Here is a 22,560-nt window from a genome sequence, read left to right on the forward strand (position 1 = left end):
TGGGCACTGTGCGGGCGGGGGCCTTCGGTGCCCCGGTCCTGTTAAGTCCCAAGTCGAGGTCTCTTTACCGTAGGATGATGACGAGAAGAACCCCCGATTCGCACATGGCTGACATTTTGCGGTACGTACCTCAGGTGCAGGTGCCGGGACCGGTGGGAATGGACGAACGGAACGGCGGCAAGGCGTGAGCGGCGACAAGACCAGCACCGTGTTGGATGACCTCTTCGGCGAGGCACAGGCAGAGCGCGAGACCATCGTCAGCGTGCTCGTGCCCGTCGCTGTGCCGACAGCCTATACCTACAAGGTTCCCGCCGGCGCGCATGTCCAGCCCGGCACCATCGTTCAGGTTCCGCTCGGCTCGCGGCAGGTGCTCGGCTGCGTCTGGGACGGCGCGCCGGATGCGGCGATCAACCCGAAGAAGCTCAAGTCGATCTCCCGGGTCTATGACAAGGCCCGTCCCCTGCTGCCGGATCTGCGCCGCTTCGTCGAATGGGTCGCCAACTGGACACTGGCTGCACCGGGCATGGTGCTGCGCATGGTTCTGCGCTCCGAGGAGGCGCTGGAGGACGAGCCGCCGCTCGCCGCCGTGCGGCGCATCGAGGGGGCAGCCCCCGATCGCATGACCCCGGCCCGGGCGAAGGTGCTCGACACCTTGTCCGATGGCATGGCCTGGACCCGTTCGGGGCTGGCCGGGGCCGCAGGTGTCAGTGCCTCCGTGATCGACGGTCTTCTGGCGCAAGGGGTTCTGGAGCCGGTGCTGCTGCCCGGAACCCCACCGACCCCGAAGCCCGATCCCGACTTTGCCCACGTGGACCTGACCCCGGCCCAGGCCGAGGTTGCCGCCAGTCTGCGGGCGGCCTTCGAGCGGGGCAATGCCGTCTCGCTCATCGACGGCGTGACCGGGTCGGGCAAGACCGAGGTCTATTTCGAGGCCATTGCCGAGGCTCTGAAGCGCGGCCGTCAGGCGCTGGTTCTGCTGCCGGAAATCGCCCTCACCGAACAGTTCCTGCGGCGTTTCGAGAAGCGCTTCGGCACCTTTCCGGCCGAGTGGCACTCGGAAATCACGCCGAAGAAGCGCGCCCGCACCTGGCGCGGCGTGGCCAGTGGCGACGTGCGGGTGGTCATCGGCGCCCGCTCGGCCCTCTTCCTTCCCTTCGAGGATCTAGGTCTGATCATCGTCGATGAAGAGCATGATGCCGCCTTCAAGCAGGATGACCGGGTGCCCTATTCCGCTCGCGACATGGCGGTGGTCCGCGGCCATCTCTCCCGTTTCCCCGTGGTGCTGGCCTCCGCCACCCCCTCGGTCGAAAGCCGGGTCAACGCGGAGCAGGGGCGCTATGCCCGCTATGTCCTGCCCGAACGCGCGTCGGGTGCCGAGCTGCCCGAGATCCGCGCCATCGACATGCGCCAGGAAGGGCCTGAGCGCGGCCGCTGGCTGGCGCCCGAACTGCTCAAGGCCATCGCCCAGACCTTTGCCGAAGGCTCGCAGAGCCTGCTCTTTCTCAACCGGCGCGGCTATGCGCCGCTGACCCTGTGCCGCACCTGCGGACACCGCTTCCAGTGCCCCCATTGCAGTGCCTGGCTGGTGGAGCACCGGTTCCAGGGGCGCCTCGTCTGCCACCACTGCGGCCACTTCGAGAAGATGCCGGAGACCTGCCCGACCTGTTCTTCCACCCAGTCACTGGTGGCTTGCGGGCCCGGCGTGGAGCGGGTCGCCGAGGAGGTGCAGGATCTCTTCCCCCAGGCGCGCACGCTCATCCTGTCCTCCGATCTGCCGGGTGGGGCGGAGCGCATGAAGCGGGAGATGAAGCTGGTGGAGGATGGCGAGGCCGACATCGTCATCGGCACCCAGCTTGTCGCCAAGGGCCACAATTTCCCGAAGATGAAGCTGGTCGGCGTGGTCGATGCGGATCTAGGCCTCGCCCACGGCGACCCGCGTGCCGCCGAAAAGACGTTCCAACTTCTCGCCCAGGTGACCGGGCGTGCGGGGCGCGTGACCGGTGGCGGGCGCGGCTTCCTCCAGACCTATTCGCCGGAGCATCCGGTGCTGAAGGCGCTCCTCGATCAGGATCGCGATGCCTTCTACCGCATGGAGATCGAGGCGCGGCAGGCAGCCGGGCTCCCACCGTTCGGGCGCATGGCCGCCCTGATCCTCTCCGGTCCCGACAAGGCCGCGGCGGAAGGGTTTGCCCGGGCGCTAGTGCGTGCCGCTCCGGCGGACCGTTCCGTCACGGTGCTGGGGCCGGCGGAGGCGGCACTGGCCATGGTGCGCGGACGTCATCGCTATCGCTTGCTGCTCATCGCCCCGCGACAATTTGACCTGCAGGGCTATCTGCGGCACTGGCTTGCCAATGGTCCGCGCCCCACGGGTGCGTTGAGGTTGCAGGTGGATATCGATCCGCAGCATTTCCTGTGACGAAATTTTGCCTTGATCGCACAACAGCATCTCCGCGGCGGGTGCCCGAATCCGCAAAAAAAGCGCGCTTTACCGCCCATTGGTGAAGTTGCACATGGAGAAACCCTGTGCTAATTGAAGCGCGGCTTTGGGGGAACGGTTCTGCCGTCTTACCTTCTGACCCTGAATTCATCAATAATTTCAATGCCCTGCAGCATGAGGCTGAAAGGGTGTCGAAATGTGTCAGAGAGCTCGGACCTGGTGACTGACAACGTATCTCTCGTATCCGGCGTGGCAAATCGATATGCGTCCGCCCTTCTCGACCTCGCCGAGGAGTCTGGTGTGACCGCCGACGTGGAACGGGATCTGGCGACCTTCGAGGGCTTCCTCGGAGAAAGTGCGGATCTCAAGCGTCTCGTGTCGAGCCCGGCATTCAGCGCGGAAGAGCAGCTTGCTGCCCTGACTGCGCTTCTCGACAAGGCCCAGATCAAGGGCCTTGCGGCTAATTTCGTGAAGCTCGCTGCCCGTAACCGGCGGCTCTTCGTTCTTCCCGGCATGATCAAGGCTTTCCGTCTCCTGCTCGCTGCAAAGCGTGGCGAGGAAACGGCCGAAGTCACCTCGGCGGCTCCGCTGTCCGATGATCAGGTCGCTGCCCTGAAGCAGGCGCTGTCCGCGTCCCGGGGCAAAACCGTCAATGTTGCAGCGAAGGTGGATCCCGCGCTCATCGGTGGCCTCGTGGTCAAGGTGGGTTCGCGCATGATCGACACGTCGCTGCGCACCAAGCTCAATTCACTTAAGTTCGCGATGAAAGAGGTCGGCTGATGGATATTCGGGCCGCGGAAATTTCCGCCATCCTCAAGGACCAGATCAAGAACTTCGGCGCAGAAGCCGAGGTTTCTGAGGTCGGTCAGGTGCTGTCCGTCGGTGACGGTATCGCCCGTGTTTACGGTCTGGACAACGTCCAGGCAGGTGAAATGGTCGAGTTCCCCGGCGGTATCCGCGGGATGGCTCTGAACCTGGAAAGCGACAACGTCGGTGTCGTGATCTTCGGTTCCGACCGTGACATCAAGGAAGGCGACACGGTCAAGCGTACCGGTGCCATTGTGGAAGTGCCGGTTGGCAAGGGTCTGCTCGGCCGCGTTGTCGATCCGCTCGGCAATCCGCTGGACGGCAAGGGCCCGATCGAAGCCACCGAGATGCGCCGCGTCGACGTGAAGGCTCCGGGCATCCTGCCGCGCAAGTCCGTGCACGAGCCGATGTCCACCGGTCTCAAGGCCATTGATGCTCTGATCCCGGTCGGCCGTGGTCAGCGCGAGCTGGTCATCGGTGACCGTCAGACCGGCAAGACCGCCATCATCCTCGACACGTTCCTGAACCAGAAGCCGCTGCACGCTTCTGACAATGAGAGCGACAAGCTGTACTGCATCTACGTTGCAGTCGGTCAGAAGCGCTCCACCGTTGCCCAGTTCGTGAAGACCCTGGAAGACTCCGGCGCGCTGGAATACTCCATCGTGATCGCCGCAACCGCGTCCGATCCGGCTCCGCTGCAGTACCTGGCACCGTTCGCCGGCTGCGCCATGGGCGAGTTCTTCCGCGACAACTCCATGCACGCCGTGATCGGCTATGACGATCTGACCAAGCAGGCCGTGGCCTACCGTCAGATGTCCCTGCTGCTCCGTCGTCCGCCGGGACGTGAAGCTTTCCCGGGCGACGTGTTCTACCTGCACTCCCGCCTGCTGGAGCGCGCTGCAAAGCTCAACGAAGCCAATGGCCTCGGCTCCCTGACCGCTCTGCCGGTCATCGAAACCCAGGGCAACGACGTTTCCGCGTTCATCCCGACCAACGTGATCTCGATCACCGACGGTCAGATCTTCCTGGAAACCGACCTGTTCTACCAGGGTATCCGCCCGGCCGTGAACGTTGGTCTGTCCGTGTCCCGCGTGGGCTCCTCGGCTCAGATCAAGGCGATGAAGCAGGTTGCCGGTCCGATCAAGGGCGAGCTCGCCCAGTATCGTGAAATGGCCGCCTTCGCTCAGTTCGGTTCCGATCTGGACGCCACCACCCAGCGCCTGCTGAACCGTGGTGCCCGTCTGACCGAGCTGCTGAAGCAGCCGCAGTTCTCCCCGCTGAAGACCGAAGAGCAGGTTGCTGTCATCTTCGCCGGCGTGAACGGCTACCTGGACAAGTTCCCGGTTTCCAAGGTGAAGGAATTCGAAGAAGGCCTTCTCCTGTTCCTGCGCGGCGAGCACAAGGAACTGCTGAACGCCATCTGGGACAAGAAGGCCCTGGACGACGAACTGACCGGCAAGCTGCGTGCAGCTCTGGACCAGTTCTCCAAGAACTTCGCCTAAAACGCAGTCGGGATAAGGAGCAGGGGCGGCCATGCCGAGCCTGAAGGACTTACGAAACCGTATCGCTTCCGTGAAGGCGACGCAGAAGATCACCAAGGCCATGCAGATGGTGGCCGCGGCGAAGCTGCGTCGTGCTCAGGAAGCTGCGGAAGCCGCACGTCCCTATGCCGAGCGCATGGGCGAGGTGCTGGCCAACCTCGCGGTCGCCTTTGACGGCCGCGACGACGCCCCGAAGCTGATGTCCGGCACGGGCAACGACCAGGTTCATCTCCTGGTCGTTGCGACTGCCGAACGTGGTCTCTGCGGCGGCTTCAACTCCAACATTGCAAAGCTCGCGCGCGACAAGGCCCGCAGCCTGATTGCAGATGGCAAGACGGTGAAAATCGTCTGCGTCGGCAAGAAGGGCTATGACGCCATCAAGCGTGAGCTTGGCAGCTACGTCATCAAGAACGTCGATCTTCGCTCCGTGAAGACCCTCGGCTTTGCTGATGCCAATGCCATCGCGGAAGACATTCTGGCGATGTATGCGGCCGGCGAATTCGATGTCTGCACGCTCTTCTACTCGCGCTTCCAGTCGGTCATCGCACAGATCCCGACGGCACAGCAGCTCATCCCCGCCGATCTGCCCAAGGCAGAAGCCGGCGCGGAAGTCTCTGCCAGCGCGGTGTATGAATACGAGCCGAGTGAGGCGGAGATCCTTGAGGACCTTCTGCCGCGCAACATTTCCGTCCAGATTTTCCGGGCGCTCCTGGAAAACGCGGCATCCGAGCAGGGTGCGCGCATGTCCGCCATGGACAACGCGACCCGCAACGCAGGCGACATGATCGACAAGCTGACGATCAGCTACAACCGCCAGCGTCAGGCTCAGATCACGACGGAACTGATTGAAATCATCTCGGGCGCGGAAGCGCTCTAAGGCATCGGGCGCTCCTGCGGGGGCGTCGCCGATGTTCGGAACTAGTTAAACGATCAATTCTCATGCCTCTCGTCCCCACGGGAGGCAGGTTGATCAAGCCGGATCGAGGATTAGGGATATGGCTGACAATAAAGTCGGACGGATCACCCAGGTCATCGGCGCCGTTGTCGACGTCAAGTTCGATGACCACCTGCCGCTGATCCTGAACGCTCTTGAAACAACCAACCAGGGCAACCGTCTGGTTCTGGAAGTGGCACAGCATCTCGGTGAAAACACCGTGCGCACCATCGCCATGGACAGCACCGAAGGTCTTGTCCGCGGTCAGGAAGTTGTCGACACCGGCGCAGCGATCGCCGTGCCGGTCGGCGACGGCACCCTGGGCCGCATCATGAACGTCATCGGTGAGCCGGTGGACGAAGCTGGCGAGATCAAGCACGACTCCAAGCGTGCGATCCACCAGGAAGCGCCCGCCTTCATCGAACAGTCCACCGAAGCCGAGATCCTGGTCACGGGCATCAAGGTCGTCGACCTTCTGGCTCCGTATGCCAAGGGCGGCAAGATCGGCCTGTTCGGCGGCGCCGGCGTGGGCAAGACCGTTCTCATCATGGAACTGATCAACAACGTCGCCAAGGCGCACGGCGGTTACTCCGTCTTCGCCGGTGTGGGCGAGCGTACCCGTGAAGGCAACGACCTTTACTGGGAAATGATCGAGTCCGGCGTGAACAAGGAAGGCGGCGGCGAAGGCTCCAAGGCCGCCCTCGTTTACGGCCAGATGAACGAGCCCCCCGGGGCACGTGCTCGCGTGGCTCTGACCGGTCTGACCGTTGCAGAACACTTCCGTGACCAGGGCCAGGACGTGCTGTTCTTCGTGGACAACATCTTCCGCTTCACCCAGGCCGGTTCCGAAGTGTCCGCACTTCTGGGTCGTATCCCGTCCGCAGTGGGTTATCAGCCGACGCTGGCAACCGACATGGGCGCCATGCAGGAACGCATCACCTCCACCACCAAGGGGTCCATCACCTCGGTGCAGGCCGTGTACGTTCCCGCCGACGACTTGACCGACCCGGCACCGGCTTCGACCTTCGCTCACCTGGACGCGACCACGGTTCTGAACCGTTCGATCGCCGAAAAGGGCATCTACCCGGCAGTGGATCCGCTGGACTCCACCTCCCGCATGCTGAGCGCCCGCATCATCGGTGAAGAGCATTACAACACCGCACGTGCCGTTCAGGGAACCCTGCAGCGTTACAAGGCTCTCCAGGACATCATCGCGATCCTGGGCATGGACGAACTGTCCGAAGAGGACAAGCTCACCGTGGCCCGCGCCCGCAAGATCGAGCGCTTCCTGTCCCAGCCGTTCCACGTGGCAGAAGTCTTTACCGGTTCTCCGGGCAAGCTGGTGGCTCTCGAAGACACCATCAAGGGCTTCAAGGGTCTGGTCGAAGGTGCATACGACCATCTGCCGGAAGCGGCCTTCTACATGGTTGGCTCCATCGACGAAGCCATCGAGAAGGCACAGCGGCTGGCTGCAGAAGCTGCCTAAAGGTCTCACGGTCGGGCGCCGGTCCCTTGCGGACGGGCGCCCGTACCGGCGTGAGGCGGGGATTGTCCCGCCTTCAACCCGACTGACAAGGAAGACGCCAAATGGCTGAATTGTTCCAGTTTGAGTTGGTCTCGCCGGAGCGCCAGCTCCTGTCCGAACAGGTCGTCGAAGTGATCGTTCCGGGCACCGAAGGCGAGTTTGGCGTTCTGAAGAACCACAGCCCCTTCATGTCCACCATCAAGCCGGGCCTCCTGAAGGTTCGCAAGGACGGTGGCGTTGTCGAGGAATACTTCGTGCGCGGCGGCTTTGCCGACGTGGCTCCGTCCGGTCTCACCGTGCTGGCCGAACAGGCCGTTCGGGTCGCTGACCTGGATCGTGCGGCCCTGGCCCAGCAGATCCGCGACGCCGAGGAAGACCTGAAGGACGCAAAGGACGACGCAAGCCGTCTGAAGATCTCCGATCTTCTGTCCCAGCTGAACGAAGTGCAGAACGCTCTGATCCCCGCCTGATCCTGTCAGTAGGGGCATCCGCTCAATTCAAGGGGCGCGTTTCCACCCGGAAGCGCGCCTTTTGCATGTCCGGGGCTCTGAATGCCCACCCGGCCACGCACGCCCGGATGGCGGCTGCGGGGCAATAAAAAACCCCGGTGCGGACACCGGGGTCTTTTGAAGAACCAGCGGGAAAACCCCCGAAAGCATTACGCCGCGCGGCGGAACGACAGGTTCATGCCGCCACCATTCGGACGGGAGCGGCGACGCTCTTCCGGCGGAATGTAGACGATTGCCGCATGGTCGGCGCAATAGGAGACGCCGGCTTCGACGCGGACATTGCAGGGGAACGTGTAATTACCGGAATCACCCTCGGCCCATTTGCAGCAACCGGGGCGGGGCAGGCTCAGTTTGTCCATTGGTCATTTCCTTCTTGTCTTTAAGTGCAAAAAACCCCCTCGTTCGAGCATCCCGTTTTGGTGGGATCCGAACTGAGAACGGCTTCTTGCAGATGGGGTTGCGTCCTGCCTCACCAATGGGCCGGATGCCACAAGGACATTCGACGGCGAACGCGACAAAACAGGTAGAACGCCTGTCATGAAATTGCAACACTAAACTGCCCGGTTTAGCCCATCCCTCAATGCATATCGGCTATGCTGGTTAAGTGGAGCTGGAGCCATTTGCAGAAAAACGCTTGCTCTACTAGTAACCGGAGAAAGTTAACATCCGTTAAGTCTTGATGTCGTTGCGGTAGTTCTCGAGAGACTCGGGAGTGTCGAGATCGAGCCGTGCCGCGGCACCCGCTTCCACCAGGATGATCTCTTCCGCGCGGCTTTGCAGGATGGTCCGGGCACCCCGGTCGCCTTCCAGGCGCGAGATGTCGCCGAAATAGGCGCGCGGCCACAGCACCGGGTTGCCCCGCTCGCCCCCGCTGCCGGCGGCAACGATCGCGGCGCAGCCATGCTCCCGGAAGGTCGTGATCAGCCGGGTCAGGTCGACGTCATCGAGCGCAGGCATGTCGCCCAGCAGCACCATTGCCCCGGCCGGATCGCCACAAAGGGCGCGGATGCCGGCGGCAACCGACGTTCCCATGCCCTCCAGATAGTCCGGATTGGCAACGAAACGCACGTCAAGCCCGTCAAGCGCCGCGCGCACGTCCGCTTCCTCATGACCGGTCACCACCACCACCTCGCAGAAGCCGGCGGCAGTGGCAGCCTCCGCCACGTGGCGGATCATGGGCTTGCCGGAAATCTCCTCCAGAAGCTTGTTCCGGCTCCCCATGCGGCGCGACTGGCCGGCGGCGAGAAGGATGGCGGCAATCTCCGGAACGGTCGCCTCATCGCCGGCCTGCTCCCGCGGGTGCGGGCGAGACTGGATTTCCATCAGCAGCCCGCCCACGCCCCAGCCGGTCATCTCCTCCGGGCCTGGTGCAACACCGGCAAGCGTGCGTTCCAGCACCCAGTCGAAGCCGTTTTCCTTGGGGCTGCGCGCGCAGCCGGGCGCACAGATCACCGGATGACCGGCAAGCCGGCCCGTCAGCAGGAGATTGCCCGGATCGACAGGGATGCCGAACCGGTCAACGACCCCGCCAGCGAGCCGAAGGGCGCTTGGCAGCACGTCGTGCCGGTCCACCACGGCAGAGGCGCCGAAGAGAAGGAATAGGTCGCAACCCATGTCCTTGAGCCGTGCCAGGGCGGCAGCGACCTCTTCCGCACGATGCCCGGTGCGAATTTCCTCCAGAACGGTACTACCCGTGCCTGCGAGACGGGCCTCCAGCACCCGACGGGTCTTGTCCAGCACGCTCTCCTTCAGGTGGGGCAGGCGCGTGGCGACCAGTCCGATGCGGCGTGGCTGGAACGGTGCAATTTTCAAGGCGTCGCGAATGGCGCTCTCGGCCGCGGCAACCGCTTGGGCAGAGGCTGCGAACTCGATCACCTTGGCGGTGGCGACCATGCGCCCCGGCTCGACCCGGCTGTGATTGCGCAAGGTGGCAAGGGTAAGGGCCGGATCCACCCGGTTCATCGCATCGACCGCCGCGCGATCCGCGACGAAGACCCCGGCGGTCTCCGCATAGAGGTTCACCCGTCCGGTTGCGGCTTCCAGGTCCGTGCGCAGGCCGGGGCCGAGCGCTGCGCTGGCCAGCCGGTCGGCCGCCTGATCCTCGTCCAGATCGCCCGGGGCGAGCCGCGCCACGACCACACTGGTGTGGCCTTCGGCGGCCAGCAGCGCCAGATCGGATCGGGTCAGCTTGTGGCCCTTGCGCAGCACGGTGGTTCCGGCGCGCGTGCCGTGGGCCAGCAGGCATCCTTCGGCGGCAAGCACATCGACCGGCCCGAACTCCATCAGCGCGTCTCCGCCGGCAGGCGCAGTGCCGCGATGATGCTGGCGAGCACGGAGACGGCGATTTCGGCCGGGGACGCAGCGCCGATGGACAGGCCGATGGGGGCGTCGATGCGCTGGATCTGCGCCTCGCTCAGCCCGGCGGCGAGAAGCCGCTCCACCCGTTTGCCGTGGGTCTTGCGGCTGCCGAGCGCGCCCACATAGAAACACCCGGTGCGCAGCGCCTGCTCCAGCGGAAAATCATCGATCTTGGGATCATGGGTCACCGCGGCAAGCGCGGTGTAGGGGTCCAGCGGATGCTGGGCCAGCACGTCCTCGGGCCAGTCCGCATGCAGGAGCTCCGCCGGGAAGCGGGCCTCGGTGGCGAAGGCGCCGCGCGGATCGATGACCCGCACGTCGAAGCCAGCGAGCTGTGCCATGGGCACCAGCGCCTTGGAAATGTGGACCGCGCCGATGATCACCAGCCGGGGCGGCGGCAGATGCACCGTGAGAAACAGCTCGGCGCCGTCCGCATCGGAGAAGAGCCCGGACTTGCCCGACAGGAACCGCTTGCCGGCCTCCTCCGCCAGAGGATCGGTCTCCGCCACGTCCCCGCGGTGGATCAGGCGTTGCGCGCCGGTGTCCAGATGCGTGACCAACATGACCGCACGGCGGGCCGCCCGGGCCTGATTGAGCTCTTGAAGCAGTGTGACGTCCATGACCTTCCCCCCCCGGACATGTCTCGGGCCTCTTGAGAGGCCGCTTGTCGAATATGTGGTGTCAGCCCCGGTCGATGGCCAGCCGTACCCCCAGCGCGACCAGCAGGCCGCCGCACAGGCGCGCGCCGAGCGCCTGCCAGCGGCCGTTGCGGGCCAGCGCCTGCTTCAGCCCGGAGGCGAAGAGGACGGTGATGATGTCGGCGGACGAAAAGGCCAGGTTCACGATCACTCCGAGGATCAGGAACTGGGTCCACACGGGCAGGGCGGCGGCCGGATCCACGAACTGCGGCAGGAAGGCGATGAAGAACAGCGCCACCTTCGGGTTCAGCAGCTCGACCATCACGCTGTCGAAAAAGGCCCGGCGCGCCGTCCGCTGCTTGCCCGCAACCGGCACGGTGCTTCCCGGCCCCTGCCGGAAGAGCTGGATGCCAAGCCAGACCAGATAGAGCCCGCCTGCGAGCTTGAGCGCCATGTAGGCTTCCGGCACATGGGTGAAGATGGCAGACAGCCCCAGCGCGGCTGCGGCCACATGGGCATAGCAGCCCAGATGAATGCCGAGAGCTGCCATGAAGCCCGCCTTGCGCCCGTGCGCCAGGGTCTGGGCCGCGGTGTAGAGCAGGGCAGGGCCGGGAAAATAGGCAAAGATCAGCGTTGCGCCGAAAAAGGCCAGCAGGGTCTCGAAGGAGGCCATCAGAGCGTCGCGCCTCCGAGCGGCTCGACATAGACCCGGATGCGGCCGCCGCAGGAGAGGCCCACCCGCCATGCGGTCTCGTCCGCCACGCCGAACTCGAGGATCTTCGGGACCCGGCTCTCGATCACGTCGAGTGCCTCGGTGATCACCGCGCCCTCCACGCATCCGCCGGACACGGACCCCTCGAACTGGCCGTCGCTGTCGATCACCAGATGGGAGCCGACGGGACGCGGTGCGGAGCCCCAGGTCTCGATGACGGTGGCAAGGGCGGTGAGACGGCCTTCCCGCGCCCAGGTCTCGGCGGTTTCCAGCACATCCTGCCCGGGCAGGAGCGAAGCAGTTGTCTCGGACATGACGCGGCAGATCTCCCGGTTCGGGCCATGATGGGTCGGTCAGAGAATAGACCCGACGGGAGACGGCGCAAGGGAGCGGACAAAAGAAAAGACGCATCGGCGGGGCCGATGCGTCTTCCGTGCGGAGTGTCCGGTCGATGGGGTCGCGAACTTATTCCGCAGCGTCTCGCAGAGCCGGGGCCGCATCGCGGACGGAACCGTCCACATGGGCCTCGAAGGTCTGGAAATTGTCGATGAACATCTGGACCAGTCGGGCAGCCTGCGCATCATAGCCGGCCTTGTCCGCCCAGGTGCCGCGCGGATCCAGGATGGCCGTGTCCACGCCATGCACTTCCACCGGAACGTCGAAGCCGAAGTTGGCATCCTTGCGGAACTCGGCATCGTTGAGCGAGCCGTCGAGGGCAGCATGCAGCAGGGCGCGGGTGGCCTTGATCGGCATGCGCGAGCCGGTGCCATAGGCGCCGCCGGTCCAGCCGGTGTTCACCAGCCAGCAGCTCACATTGTGCTCGGCGATCAGGTCGCGCAGCAGGTTGCCGTATTCGGACGGATGACGCGGCATGAACGGTGCGCCGAAGCAGGTGGAGAAAGTTGCCTGCGGCTCGGTCACGCCCTTCTCGGTGCCGGCCACCTTGGCGGTGTAGCCGGACAGGAAGTGATACATGGCCTGGGCCGGGGTCAGCTTGGCGATCGGGGGCAGCACGCCGAAGGCATCGGCGGTCAGCATGATGATCGTCTTGGGCTGCGGCGCGGTGCCGGTCTCGCTGGCATTTGAGATGAAGTGGATCGGATAGGCCGCGCGGGTGTTCTCGGTCTTCGAACCGTCGTCGAAGTCCGGAATCCGGGCCTCGTCGAGGACCACGTTTTCCAGCACCGTGCCAAAGCGCTGGGTGGTGGAGTAGATCTCCGGCTCGGCTTCCTTGGACAGCTTGATGGTCTTGGCATAGCAGCCGCCTTCGAAGTTGAAGACGCCGGTCTTGCCCCAGCCGTGCTCGTCATCGCCGATCAGCGTGCGTTCCGGATCGGCGGAAAGGGTGGTCTTGCCGGTGCCCGACAGGCCGAAGAAGATGGCCGTGTCGCCAGCATCGCCCACATTGGCGGAGCAATGCATGGACATGACGCCCTGCGGCGGCAGCAGGTAGTTCAGGAAGGTGAAGACCGACTTCTTCATTTCACCGGCATAGGACGTGCCGCCGATGAGGACGATCTTGCGGGCAAAGTCGCAGGCGATCACGGTCTCGGAGCGGCAGCCGTGGCGGGCCGGATCGGCCTTGAAGCTCGGCAGGTCGATGATCGTCATGTCGGGCGCGAAGGAGGCGAGCTCCTCGCGGGCCGGGCGCAGCAGCATGTTGCGGATGAACAGCGAGTGCCAGGCATATTCGGTGTAGACGCGCACCGGCAGCTGATAGGCCTTCTCGGCGCCGCCGTAGAGATCCTGTGCGAAGAGCTCCATGCCTTCCGCATGCTTGCGGAAATCGGCGAGCAGCAGGTCGAAGTGGTCCTGGCTCATCGGCTGGTTGTTGTCCCACCAGACCTGATCTTCGGTGGACGCATCCCGCACGACGAACTTGTCCTTGGGCGAGCGGCCGGTGTGCACACCGGTTTCTGCCACCAGCGGGCCATTGGCCGCCAGCTGCGCTTCGCCGCGCGTCAGGGCAAACTCATAAAGGGCAGGCTCGGTCTGGTTCCAGTACACACCCTTCAGGCCGCTCAAACCAAAGGTCTCGGCACCGAAGGCAGGATTCCTGACACCTACTTCTTTCATCGTCCCACTGTCCTTGCAATTTTACTGGGTAGGAAGGGCGCGGGTCGTCATCTGGATCCGGGCTGCCCAACTGCGCGCGACACTAGTGTAAGGTCTGCGGAGCAACAAGTCATCGCAAGTCTGATACAGTCATTTTAATCGATTGAAGATGATTGCAATCGAAATATTGTTTAATTCGTCCTGCGAATTAAATCTTCACCGGCTGAAAATCTTTTCATGTACACGGACCGACTGCGCGGGCGTGCTTGCGGGCTGCCTGCGGCGCAGGCATGCTTCAAATTCCGGCGGACTTCCTTGCGCGACCGGGAACCTCCGATGGTTCAGTGCGTTACGATGCGGGGGCGTGCACTCCGGCTTGCCTCCGCTGGGCCTGAGGGCCTGATCGAGTTGCCACGGGCGCGGGGCGTTCCGGTCGGGTGCCCGCGGACGGGCATTGGGGGTGGGCTCCCTGGGACGCCTGAGGCCGCATAATTGCAAGCCTTGCGGGAATTGCCTTATTTTATGCGCAATTTCATCGCCATACGCATGGTAATAGGCATCGCTCCGGCACATATGATGTATCAGACAAGGGACCTGGATCTACCACATGCCGACAATTGCTCTGGTCGATGACGACCGCAACATCCTGACGTCCGTCTCCATCGCGCTGGAGGCTGAGGGCTATCGGGTGCAGACCTACACCGATGGCACCTCCGCACTGGATGGGCTGCTGAGCGATCCGCCGGAGCTGGCGATCTTCGACATCAAGATGCCGCGCATGGATGGCATGGAGCTGCTGCGCCGCCTGCGCCAGAGTTCTGACCTGCCGGTGATCTTCCTCACCTCCAAGGATGATGAGATCGACGAGCTCTTCGGCCTGAAGATGGGCGCCGACGATTTCATCCGCAAACCCTTCTCCCAGCGCCTGCTGGTGGAGCGCGTGCGCGCCGTCCTGCGCCGGGCCCAGAGCCGCGATGTCTCCACCCCGCGCGAAGACAGCGAGAAACTTCTGGAGCGTGGTCAGCTGGTCATGGATCCGGAGCGGCACACCTGCACCTGGAACAACAAGCCGGTGACCCTGACGGTGACCGAATTCCTGATCCTGTCCGCCCTGGCCCAGCGTCCGGGCGTGGTCAAGTCGCGCAATGCGCTGATGGATGCCGCCTATGACGATCAGGTCTACGTGGACGATCGCACCATCGACAGCCACATCAAGCGGCTGCGCAAGAAGTTCAAGGTCGTCGACGACGACTTCGATATGATCGAGACTCTATACGGCGTTGGCTACCGCTTCCGGGAGGTATAAAACCTCCCGATGGCAATCGACAGCGAAAGAGCAGAGGGTGCGCCTGCCGGCGCTTCCGCAGGCCCGGACGCGCGCTCGCAGTTGCGCCGTCTCGGCAGCAAGCGGGTGCGCCGCCGTGTGCTCGGGCGGATCCGCCGTCTGATCTCGACCTATGTGCTCTCCTCGCTGACCAAGCGCATCATTGCCATCAACCTGGTCGGGCTGGTCGCGCTCCTGTCCGGCATTCTCTATCTCAACCAGTTCCGTGCCGGGCTCATCGATGCCCGGGTGCAGAGCCTGCTGACCCAGGGCGAAATCATCGCGGGCGCCATCGCGGCCTCTGCCACGGTGGACACCGGGGCGATCACCGTTGATCCCGAGCGCCTGCTCCAGCTGCAGGCGGGCGAGAGCATCACGCCCCGCAGCGAGGATCTCGACAGTCTCGATTTCCCGATCAATCCCGAGCGGGTCGGGCCGGTGCTGCGCCGTCTGATCTCCCCCACCAAGACCCGCGCCCGCATCTATGATCCGGACGGGATCCTGCTGCTCGATTCCCGCCATCTCTATTCCAGCGCCCAGATCCTGCGCTACAACCTGCCGGCGCCTGACGCAGAGGAAGAAAGCCTTCCCATGCAGGTGTGGCAGTCGATCAAGCTCTGGCTGCGCCGGGGCGATCTGCCTGTCTATCAGGAAATCGGCAGTGGCGATGGCCGCGCCTATCCCGAGGTCGAGACTGCATTGGCCGGGTCTCCCGCCTCCGTGGTGCGCGTGTCCAGCCGCGGCGAGCTGATCGTTTCCGTGGCCGTGCCGATCCAGCGCTTCCGGGCGGTGCTCGGCACCCTGCTGCTCTCCACGCAAGGCGGTGATATTGATGCCATCGTTCAGGCGGAGCGTCTGGCGATCCTGCGCGTGTTCCTGGTCGCCGCGACCGTGACCATCCTGCTGTCGATCCTGTTGGCGGGCACCATCGCCGGGCCGGTGCGCCGGCTTGCGGCTGCTGCCGAGCGGGTGCGCATGGGCTCGACGTCCCGCACGGAGATCCCGGAGTTCGACGACCGTCAGGACGAGATCGGCCACCTGGCCCAGGCCTTCCGGGACATGACCCACGCGCTCTACAACAAGATCGAGGCGATCGAGCAGTTTGCCGCCGATGTGGCGCATGAGCTGAAGAACCCACTCACCTCGCTCCGATCCGCCGTGGAAACCCTGCCGCTGGCCAAGACCGAAAACGCCCGCGAGCGGCTGCTTGAGGTCATCCAGCATGACGTGCGCCGTCTCGACCGCCTGATCACTGACATTTCCGACGCCTCGCGTCTCGATGCGGAACTGGCGCGTTCCCAGGCCGAGCCCTTCGATCTGGTGGACCTGCTCCGCAACATCGTCGATGCGGCGAACGAACGCTCCGGCGGCGAGAGCGCCGAGGTTCTCCTCACGGTCGCCGACGCCAATGGCGACAAGGCCTATCGGGTGGCCGGTCACGACACGCGCCTCAGCCAGGTCTTCGCCAACCTGCTGGACAACGCCCGGTCCTTCTCGCCGAAGGATGCGACGGTGCGCATCGGTGTCGCCCGCGACGGCAAGCGCATCCGCATCCTGGTGGACGACGACGGCCCCGGCATCCGCGCCGAAGACACCAACCGCATCTTCGAGCGGTTCTACACCGACCGTCCGGACGGGGAGGGCTTCGGCAACAATTCCGGCCTCGGGCTCTCCATCTCCCGCCAGATCATCGAGGCCCATGGCGGCCGCATCACCGCCGAGAACCGGCAGGAGATCAACAAGGCCACCGGCAAGAGCGAGACCGCAGGCGCCCGCTTCGTGATCATGCTGCCGCCGGCCGGAGCGTGATCGCGTGACGGCGCCCGATCCAGTCCGCACCCTGGATCTCCATGCCACCTGCGTGGCGCTGGGGCCTGTTGCCCTGTTGCTGCGGGGGGCCTCTGGCAGCGGCAAGTCGCGTCTCGCGGATCTGCTCGTAGAGGCAGCGCGCCTGCGCGGCAACTTTGCCCAAGTGATCGCCGACGATCGAACCCTTGTGCGCCCTCTGGGAACGGCCCTGCTTGCCTCGGCGCCTGCGCCGCTTTCCGGCCTCATCGAAGTGCGAGGGCTGGGGGTGTTGCGGCCGGATGGCGCTGATGTGGAGACCGTGGCCTCCTCAGGCGGCCATGATGTCGCAGGCACCCAGAGCCATGCTGCCGGGGGGCTCGCCGAAGTGCGTCTGCGCCTCATCTGCGACCTGGTGCCGGTGGCCGACATGGCACGTGTGCCAGAGCCTGCCCATCTGCGCGAAACCCTTGGCGGCGTGGAGCTTCCCCGGGTCTTTCTCCCCGCTGAGGATCCGCCGGGCGCGCTGCGGCTGGTGCGCTGGGGCCTGCGCCGGTTTTTCCCCAATGGGCCGGATTACCTTTAAGGCCGTGTTTGCATTTTTGCTTGCATGTCGCCGACCGGTTGCCGAGAGTGCAGCCTCGGGATCGCGGGAGGTTCCGGAATTCTTTCCCAGTCAGGGCGCGAAGATATGATCGGACTTGTACTTGTCACCCACGGACGGCTTGCGGAGGAGTTCAAGTCGGCTCTGGAACATGTGGTCGGACCCCAGGAGCGGGTCGAGACGATCTGCATCGGGCCGGACGATGACATGGAGCAGCGCCGCCTCGACATTCTGGCGGCCGTGGAAGCTGCCAATGGCGGTCGCGGCGTGGTCTTGCTGACCGACATGTTCGGCGGCACGCCCTCCAACCTTGCCATCTCCGTGATGGACGGTAAATCCGTTGAAGTGGTCGCCGGCGTCAACCTGCCCATGCTGATCAAGCTGGCCAGCGTTCGCTCCGATCGCGACCTTGCCCAGGCGGTCGACGAAGCCCGTCAGGCAGGTCAGAAATACATTTCCGTGGCGAGCCAGGTCCTCTCCGGACAGGGCTGACCCACGCACAGCACGCAAGCCTACCGGCGCGCAGACGCCGGACGCACAAGAACAAGAGGCGCCGGGTGGACGCGAACGAGTTTCTGGAAAAGGACCTGACCATCGTCAATCAGCGGGGGCTCCATGCCCGCGCGTCCGCCAAGCTGGTCAAGCTGGTGGAGACCTTTGACGCGGTGGTTGTCGTCTCCAAGGACGGGCAGAGTGTCGGCGGCACCTCCATCATGGGCCTGATGATGCTGGCCGCCAGCCCCGGCTGCTCCATCAATGTGCGCGTCTCCGGCCCCGAGGCGGATGTTGCGCTCGGCGCCATCAGCGCCCTCGTCGAGGACGGCTTCGGCGAGACCGACTGACGCCAGTCACCTTCCGGGCTCTTCCCCTCGCCGTGCAGAGCCCGGCCCGCGCCATTTTTCTAGTTCCTCGAGGCAGGCCCCACCCGCCATCCATGCGGACCGGATACCTGTGTCCGCGAGTGCGTCGCGACGGAATATGTCCGGATCGGCCACCATTTTGATATAAAGAAATCTTTATATCTGCATTGAAACATGACGACTGGCGCGCTATAAACCGGGCTCGAAATCCTGACCCGGTGCGCGGAGTGATCCGCGACATCAGTCAAGCCTTAACCGGCGCGGATGTATGACACCGCCCGGATGCACATCCTCCAGGCGCCTTCGGGCTCAGCAAGCAGGACATTCTCATGACCGACTACATCGTCAAGGACATCGCGCTGGCCGATTGGGGCCGTACCGAAATCGAGATCGCAGAGCATGAAATGCCGGGCCTGATGGCCTGCCGCGAAGAATTCGGCCCGTCCAAGCCCCTCAAGGGTGCCCGCATCGCCGGTTCCCTGCACATGACGATCCAGACCGCCGTGCTGATCGAGACCCTCGTGGCTCTCGGCGCGGAAGTCCGCTGGGCCTCCTGCAACATCTTCTCCACCCAGGATCAGGCCGCTGCCGCCATTGCCGCCGCCGGCATTCCGGTCTTCGCCAAGAAGGGCGAGACCCTGGAAGAATACTGGGACTATGCCGACAAGATCTTCGACTTCGCCGATGGCGCGAACATGATCCTCGACGACGGTGGCGACGCGACCCTCTACATCCTGCTCGGCGCCCGCGTCGAAGCCGGTGAAACCGGTCTGCTCGGCAACCCGGGTTCCGAGGAAGAGGAAGTCCTCTTCGCCCAGATCAAGAAGCGCATGGCCGCTAATCCGGGCTTCTTCACCAAGCAGAAGGCCCTGATCAAGGGTGTCTCCGAAGAAACCACCACTGGTGTGCTGCGTCTCTATGAAATGCAGAAGAAGGGTCAGCTGCCCTTCCCGGCGATCAACGTCAACGACAGCGTCACCAAGTCCAAGTTCGACAACCGCTACGGCTGCCGTGAATCCCTGGTCGACGGCATCCGCCGCGGCACCGACGTCATGATGTCCGGCAAGGTTGCCGTGGTCTGTGGCTATGGTGACGTGGGCAAGGGCTCTGCCCAGTCGCTCGCCGGTGCCGGCGCCCGCGTGATCGTGACCGAAATCGATCCGATCTGCGCCCTGCAGGCCTCCATGGACGGCTACGAGGTCAAGACCATCGAGCAGGCCCTTCCGGAAGGCGACATCTATGTCACTGCCACCGGCAACAAGGACATCATCACCCTGGAGCACATGAAGGGCATGAAGGACATGGCCATCGTGTGCAACATCGGCCACTTCGACAACGAGATCCAGGTTGCCAGCCTGAAGAACGTGCAGCGCCGCCCGGTCAAGGACCAGGTCGACATGTATGTCTTCCCGGATGGCAAGCGCATGATCCTGCTCTCCCAGGGCCGTCTGGTGAACCTGGGCAACGCGACCGGCCACCCGAGCTTCGTGATGTCCGCCAGCTTCACCAACCAGGTTCTGGCCCAGATCGAACTCTGGACCAAGGGCGACCAGTACCAGAACGAGGTCTATGTCCTGCCGAAGCACCTGGATGAAAAGGTGGCTCGCCTGCACCTCGCCAAGCTCGGCGTGACCCTGACCGAACTGACCGACAACCAGGCCGATTACCTGGGGATTAACAAGACCGGTCCGTTCAAGTCAGAGCACTACAAGTACTGATCCGCGCCCGGGGCGCCCACCATATCTAGTGGGCGTCCTGAACACAGACTTGTCAAAATTCTTAACGGGATTCTTCAATTTGAAGGATCTCGTTAACTTTTCGGAAACTGACTCTTCTTCGGGATTCCCAAAAAGGTTATGGTTTTAACGAATCAGGGGTCAGAGGCTCGGTCCCTGGTTCCGACCGGGGATACCGGGGTCAGGCGGCTTTAAGGGGATCGTGGAAATGCCGGTTATCGGCTTGAACGGCGCGCGCGGCGGCGCGGCGTGGCGGGGACGGATTCAGAGGGCGTTAACCTTAACGGCTCTCGGCGGTTCGATCTGCTTCGGCCGCAGCGTCGAGGCGGCCGCCGCCACGACAGTCCCCCTGCTCACCGACATGACGATTGATGCTGGTGCCATGATTTCCGTGGGCCTGTTCGGCGGCGTCTGCGCCTTTGCCGTGGTGGCGGGCCTTGCCTTCCTGCGCCAGTCACGCAAGTCGTCCCAGGCACTCAGCCGGCTGCAGCGCCAGAACGCCGGGCTCAATCTCGGCCTCGATCGCCTCGAAACGATTCTCAACACCGACGAGCAGCGGGTCATCGTCTGGTCCGGGAACGGCGAGCCGCCGCAGATCTGGGGCATCCTGCCCGAAGAGAGCGGTGTGCCGCGCGCACCTTCCAAGTTGCTGGCCTTCGGTTCCTGGCTGACCTCCAAATGCGCCGCCGATCTGGAAAACAGCCTCGACCGGCTGTTCACGTCCGGCGAGACCTTTTGCGTCACCCTGAAGACCGCCGTCGGCAGCTATGTGGAGGCGGCCGGCCGCACGACCGGCGGCGCCGTGGTCCTGCGTCTGCGCGACCTGACCGGCGAGCGCCGGATGCAGGCCGAACTCGCTGCCCGCAACGCCCGGATCTCCGGCGAGCTGCACATGCTGCACGCCCTCCTCAACGCCATGCCGGCCCCCGCCTGGCAGAGCGATGCGGAAGGCACGCTGATCTGGGCCAACCGCGCCTATGCCCAGGCCGTGGATGCGCCCGATGCGGCCACCGCCGTGCGTGAAGGCTCGGCCTTCATGGACGCCGCCGGCCGCGATGCGATGCGCCGCGAACGCAACGAGGATGGCTGCTTCCGCGCCCGCCTTCCGCTGGTCGCCGCCGGTCAGCGCCGGGTCTTCGAAGTCACCGACGTGACGGCCAACGTCGGCAGCGCCGGGCTCGCCATCGACATCAGCGAGCTGGAACAGGTCCGCAAGGAGCTGTCGCGGGCTCAGGAGTTCCACGGCCGGACGCTCGACCAGCTGGCGACCGCCGTGGCGATCTTCGGGGCCGACCGCCGCCTCCAGTTCTACAACGCCGCCTATCGTCAGCTCTGGGACCTCGATCCCGCCTTCCTGGAAAGCAATCCGGAAGACGGCGCCATCCTTGACGCGCTGCGCTCGGGCCGCAAGATCCCCGAGCAGGCGGATTATCGCAGCTGGCGCAAGAACATGCTCGAGGCCTACCAGTCCCTGGAAGCCAAGGAAAACTGGTGGCACCTGCCCGACGCCCGTACCCTGCGAGTCATCTCCAATCCCAATCCGCACGGCGGCGTGACCTACATCTACGAGAACGTCACCGAGCAGATCGATCTGGAAAGCCGTTACAACGCGCTGGCGCGGGTGCAGGGCGAGACCCTCGACAACCTGTCCGAGGCCGTTGCCGTGTTCGGCTCCGATGGGCGCCTCCGCCTGTGGAACCCGGCCTTCGGTCAGATCTGGCAGATGGACCCCGAACAGCTCGACGGCGTGCCCCATATCAATCAGGTGGTTGCCGCCTGCACGCTGGGCGAGGAAGAGCGCCTTGCCTGGGAAGAGCTGGTGCGCAATGTCACGGGCCTGCTCGACAATCGCACCCAGGCTGCAGGCCGCATGGAGCGCTACGACGGCACCGTTCTCGACTTCGTCACCGTTCCGCTGCCCGATGGCGGCACGCTCGTCACCTTCGTCGATGTCACCGACAGCGTGAACGTGGAGCGTGCCCTTCTGGAGAAGAACGAGGCGCTCGAAGAAGCCGACCAGCTCAAGAACGCCTTCATCCAGCACGTGTCCTACGAGCTGCGGTCGCCGCTGACCAACATCATCGGCTTTGCCCAGCTGCTCACCAATCCGAAATTCGGCGAGCTGTCGGTCAAGCAGGACGAATACGCCAACTACATCCTGTCGTCCTCCTCGGCCCTTCTGGCCATTATCAACGACATCCTGGATCTCGCCACCATCGACGCGGGGATCATGGAGCTCGACGTGGCGGAGATCGATGTGGCGGCCACGGTTGCCGCAGCCGTCGAAGGCTTGCGCGACCGGCTGGAGGAGGATCAGATCCTGCTCCAGACTCACGTTCCGGACGATATCGGCACCATGATCGCCGACGAGAAGCGCCTGCGTCAGGTGCTGTTCAACCTCATCGCCAATGCCATTCGCTATTCCGAGAAGAACGGAGTGGTGGATGTCAGCTGCAACCGGCTTGCGGATGACGTGGTCTTCGTGGTCAAGGATCACGGTCTCGGCATTCCGGCGGATGTGCTGTCCCAGGTCTTCAACCGCTTCGTCGGTCACGATACGGGCAGCAAGCGCCAGGGCGCCGGTCTGGGCCTGTCCATCGTGAAGAGCTTCGTGGAGCTGCACGGCGGTCAGGTGGACATCGACAGCCGGGAAGGCGAGGGCACGACGGTGACCTGCACCTTCCCTGCGACGCCCAAGGCCAGCAGCCAGGTCGCGGCCGAATAGTTTTTCGGAG

The 22,560-nt window shown here is 64.3% G+C and carries 19 protein-coding genes; 13 read left to right on the plus strand and 6 right to left on the minus strand.

The window, feature by feature from the left end; genetic code table 11:
- Positions 1-184: 184 nt before the first annotated feature.
- From FR728_RS14530 to FR728_RS14555, 6 genes are all read left to right on the plus strand, one after another.
- Positions 185-2,416, plus strand: coding sequence for a primosomal protein N' (locus FR728_RS14530; protein ID WP_377176331.1), 2,232 nt, complete (start codon positions 185-187; stop codon positions 2,414-2,416).
- Positions 2,417-2,611: 195 nt separating this feature from the next.
- Positions 2,612-3,217: a F0F1 ATP synthase subunit delta gene (locus FR728_RS14535; protein ID WP_149893464.1), complete on the plus strand. Its 606-nt coding sequence runs from the start codon at positions 2,612-2,614 to the stop codon at positions 3,215-3,217.
- The gene (gene atpA, locus FR728_RS14540; RefSeq protein WP_149893465.1) at positions 3,217-4,746 is read left to right on the plus strand and encodes a F0F1 ATP synthase subunit alpha; all 1,530 of its coding nucleotides are present in this window, start codon (positions 3,217-3,219) and stop codon (positions 4,744-4,746) included. The genes FR728_RS14535 and atpA overlap by 1 nt, the downstream gene beginning before the upstream one ends.
- Positions 4,747-4,777: 31 nt before the next feature.
- Complete coding sequence (locus tag FR728_RS14545) at positions 4,778-5,662, plus strand: F0F1 ATP synthase subunit gamma (protein ID WP_149893466.1); 885 nt, start codon at positions 4,778-4,780, stop codon at positions 5,660-5,662.
- Between the two features lie 118 nt (positions 5,663-5,780).
- Positions 5,781-7,205 (plus strand): F0F1 ATP synthase subunit beta, encoded by a 1,425-nt coding sequence (gene atpD, locus FR728_RS14550; RefSeq protein WP_149893467.1) that lies wholly within the window; start codon positions 5,781-5,783, stop codon positions 7,203-7,205.
- A gap of 101 nt (positions 7,206-7,306) precedes the next feature.
- Positions 7,307-7,714, plus strand: a complete 408-nt coding sequence (locus FR728_RS14555; RefSeq protein WP_149893468.1) for a F0F1 ATP synthase subunit epsilon — start codon at positions 7,307-7,309, stop codon at positions 7,712-7,714.
- A gap of 188 nt (positions 7,715-7,902) precedes the next feature.
- On the opposite strand, the gene FR728_RS14560 is transcribed toward FR728_RS14555, so the two are convergent.
- The 6 genes from FR728_RS14560 to FR728_RS14585 form a co-directional block, all read right to left on the minus strand.
- Positions 7,903-8,112: a hypothetical protein gene (locus FR728_RS14560; protein WP_149893469.1), complete on the minus strand. Its 210-nt coding sequence runs from the start codon at positions 8,110-8,112 to the stop codon at positions 7,903-7,905.
- A 310-nt stretch (positions 8,113-8,422) separates the two neighbouring features.
- Positions 8,423-10,036 (minus strand): NTP transferase domain-containing protein, encoded by a 1,614-nt coding sequence (locus FR728_RS14565; protein ID WP_149893470.1) that lies wholly within the window; start codon positions 10,034-10,036, stop codon positions 8,423-8,425.
- Positions 10,036-10,731: an XdhC family protein gene (locus FR728_RS14570; protein ID WP_149893471.1), complete on the minus strand. Its 696-nt coding sequence runs from the start codon at positions 10,729-10,731 to the stop codon at positions 10,036-10,038. Before FR728_RS14570 ends, FR728_RS14565 begins: the two co-directional genes overlap by 1 nt.
- A gap of 61 nt (positions 10,732-10,792) precedes the next feature.
- Positions 10,793-11,422, minus strand: a complete 630-nt coding sequence (locus tag FR728_RS14575) for a LysE family translocator (RefSeq protein ID WP_149893472.1) — start codon at positions 11,420-11,422, stop codon at positions 10,793-10,795.
- On the minus strand, positions 11,422-11,775 hold the full coding sequence (locus FR728_RS14580) for an XdhC family protein (RefSeq protein ID WP_149893473.1): 354 nt from the start codon (positions 11,773-11,775) through the stop codon (positions 11,422-11,424). Before FR728_RS14580 ends, FR728_RS14575 begins: the two co-directional genes overlap by 1 nt.
- Positions 11,776-11,926: 151 nt before the next feature.
- Positions 11,927-13,537, minus strand: a complete 1,611-nt coding sequence (locus FR728_RS14585) for a phosphoenolpyruvate carboxykinase (protein WP_149893474.1) — start codon at positions 13,535-13,537, stop codon at positions 11,927-11,929.
- 586 nt (positions 13,538-14,123) lie between these two features.
- On the opposite strand from FR728_RS14585, the gene FR728_RS14590 reads away from it, so the two are divergent.
- The 7 genes from FR728_RS14590 to FR728_RS14620 all read left to right on the plus strand — a co-directional run bounded on the left by FR728_RS14590 (position 14,124) and on the right by FR728_RS14620 (position 22,550).
- Positions 14,124-14,822, plus strand: coding sequence for a response regulator transcription factor (locus FR728_RS14590; RefSeq protein ID WP_149893475.1), 699 nt, complete (start codon positions 14,124-14,126; stop codon positions 14,820-14,822).
- Between the two features lie 9 nt (positions 14,823-14,831).
- Positions 14,832-16,649, plus strand: coding sequence for a sensor histidine kinase (locus FR728_RS14595; RefSeq protein WP_149893476.1), 1,818 nt, complete (start codon positions 14,832-14,834; stop codon positions 16,647-16,649).
- A gap of 4 nt (positions 16,650-16,653) precedes the next feature.
- Complete coding sequence (locus tag FR728_RS14600) at positions 16,654-17,211, plus strand: HPr kinase/phosphorylase (RefSeq protein WP_149893477.1); 558 nt, start codon at positions 16,654-16,656, stop codon at positions 17,209-17,211.
- 105 nt (positions 17,212-17,316) lie between these two features.
- A complete protein-coding gene (locus FR728_RS14605; RefSeq protein WP_149893478.1) occupies positions 17,317-17,721 on the plus strand; it encodes a PTS sugar transporter subunit IIA in 405 nt (134 codons plus the stop codon).
- Between the two features lie 65 nt (positions 17,722-17,786).
- Positions 17,787-18,071 (plus strand): HPr family phosphocarrier protein, encoded by a 285-nt coding sequence (locus FR728_RS14610; RefSeq protein WP_208998841.1) that lies wholly within the window; start codon positions 17,787-17,789, stop codon positions 18,069-18,071.
- A 347-nt stretch (positions 18,072-18,418) separates the two neighbouring features.
- Complete coding sequence (ahcY, locus tag FR728_RS14615) at positions 18,419-19,807, plus strand: adenosylhomocysteinase (protein ID WP_149893479.1); 1,389 nt, start codon at positions 18,419-18,421, stop codon at positions 19,805-19,807.
- A gap of 379 nt (positions 19,808-20,186) precedes the next feature.
- Positions 20,187-22,550 (plus strand): PAS domain-containing sensor histidine kinase, encoded by a 2,364-nt coding sequence (locus tag FR728_RS14620; protein WP_149893480.1) that lies wholly within the window; start codon positions 20,187-20,189, stop codon positions 22,548-22,550.
- The last annotated feature ends 10 nt before the right edge of the window (positions 22,551-22,560 follow it).

This window comes from Roseibium aestuarii (assembly GCF_008477545.1).
Classification (GTDB): domain Bacteria; phylum Pseudomonadota; class Alphaproteobacteria; order Rhizobiales; family Stappiaceae; genus Roseibium; species Roseibium aestuarii.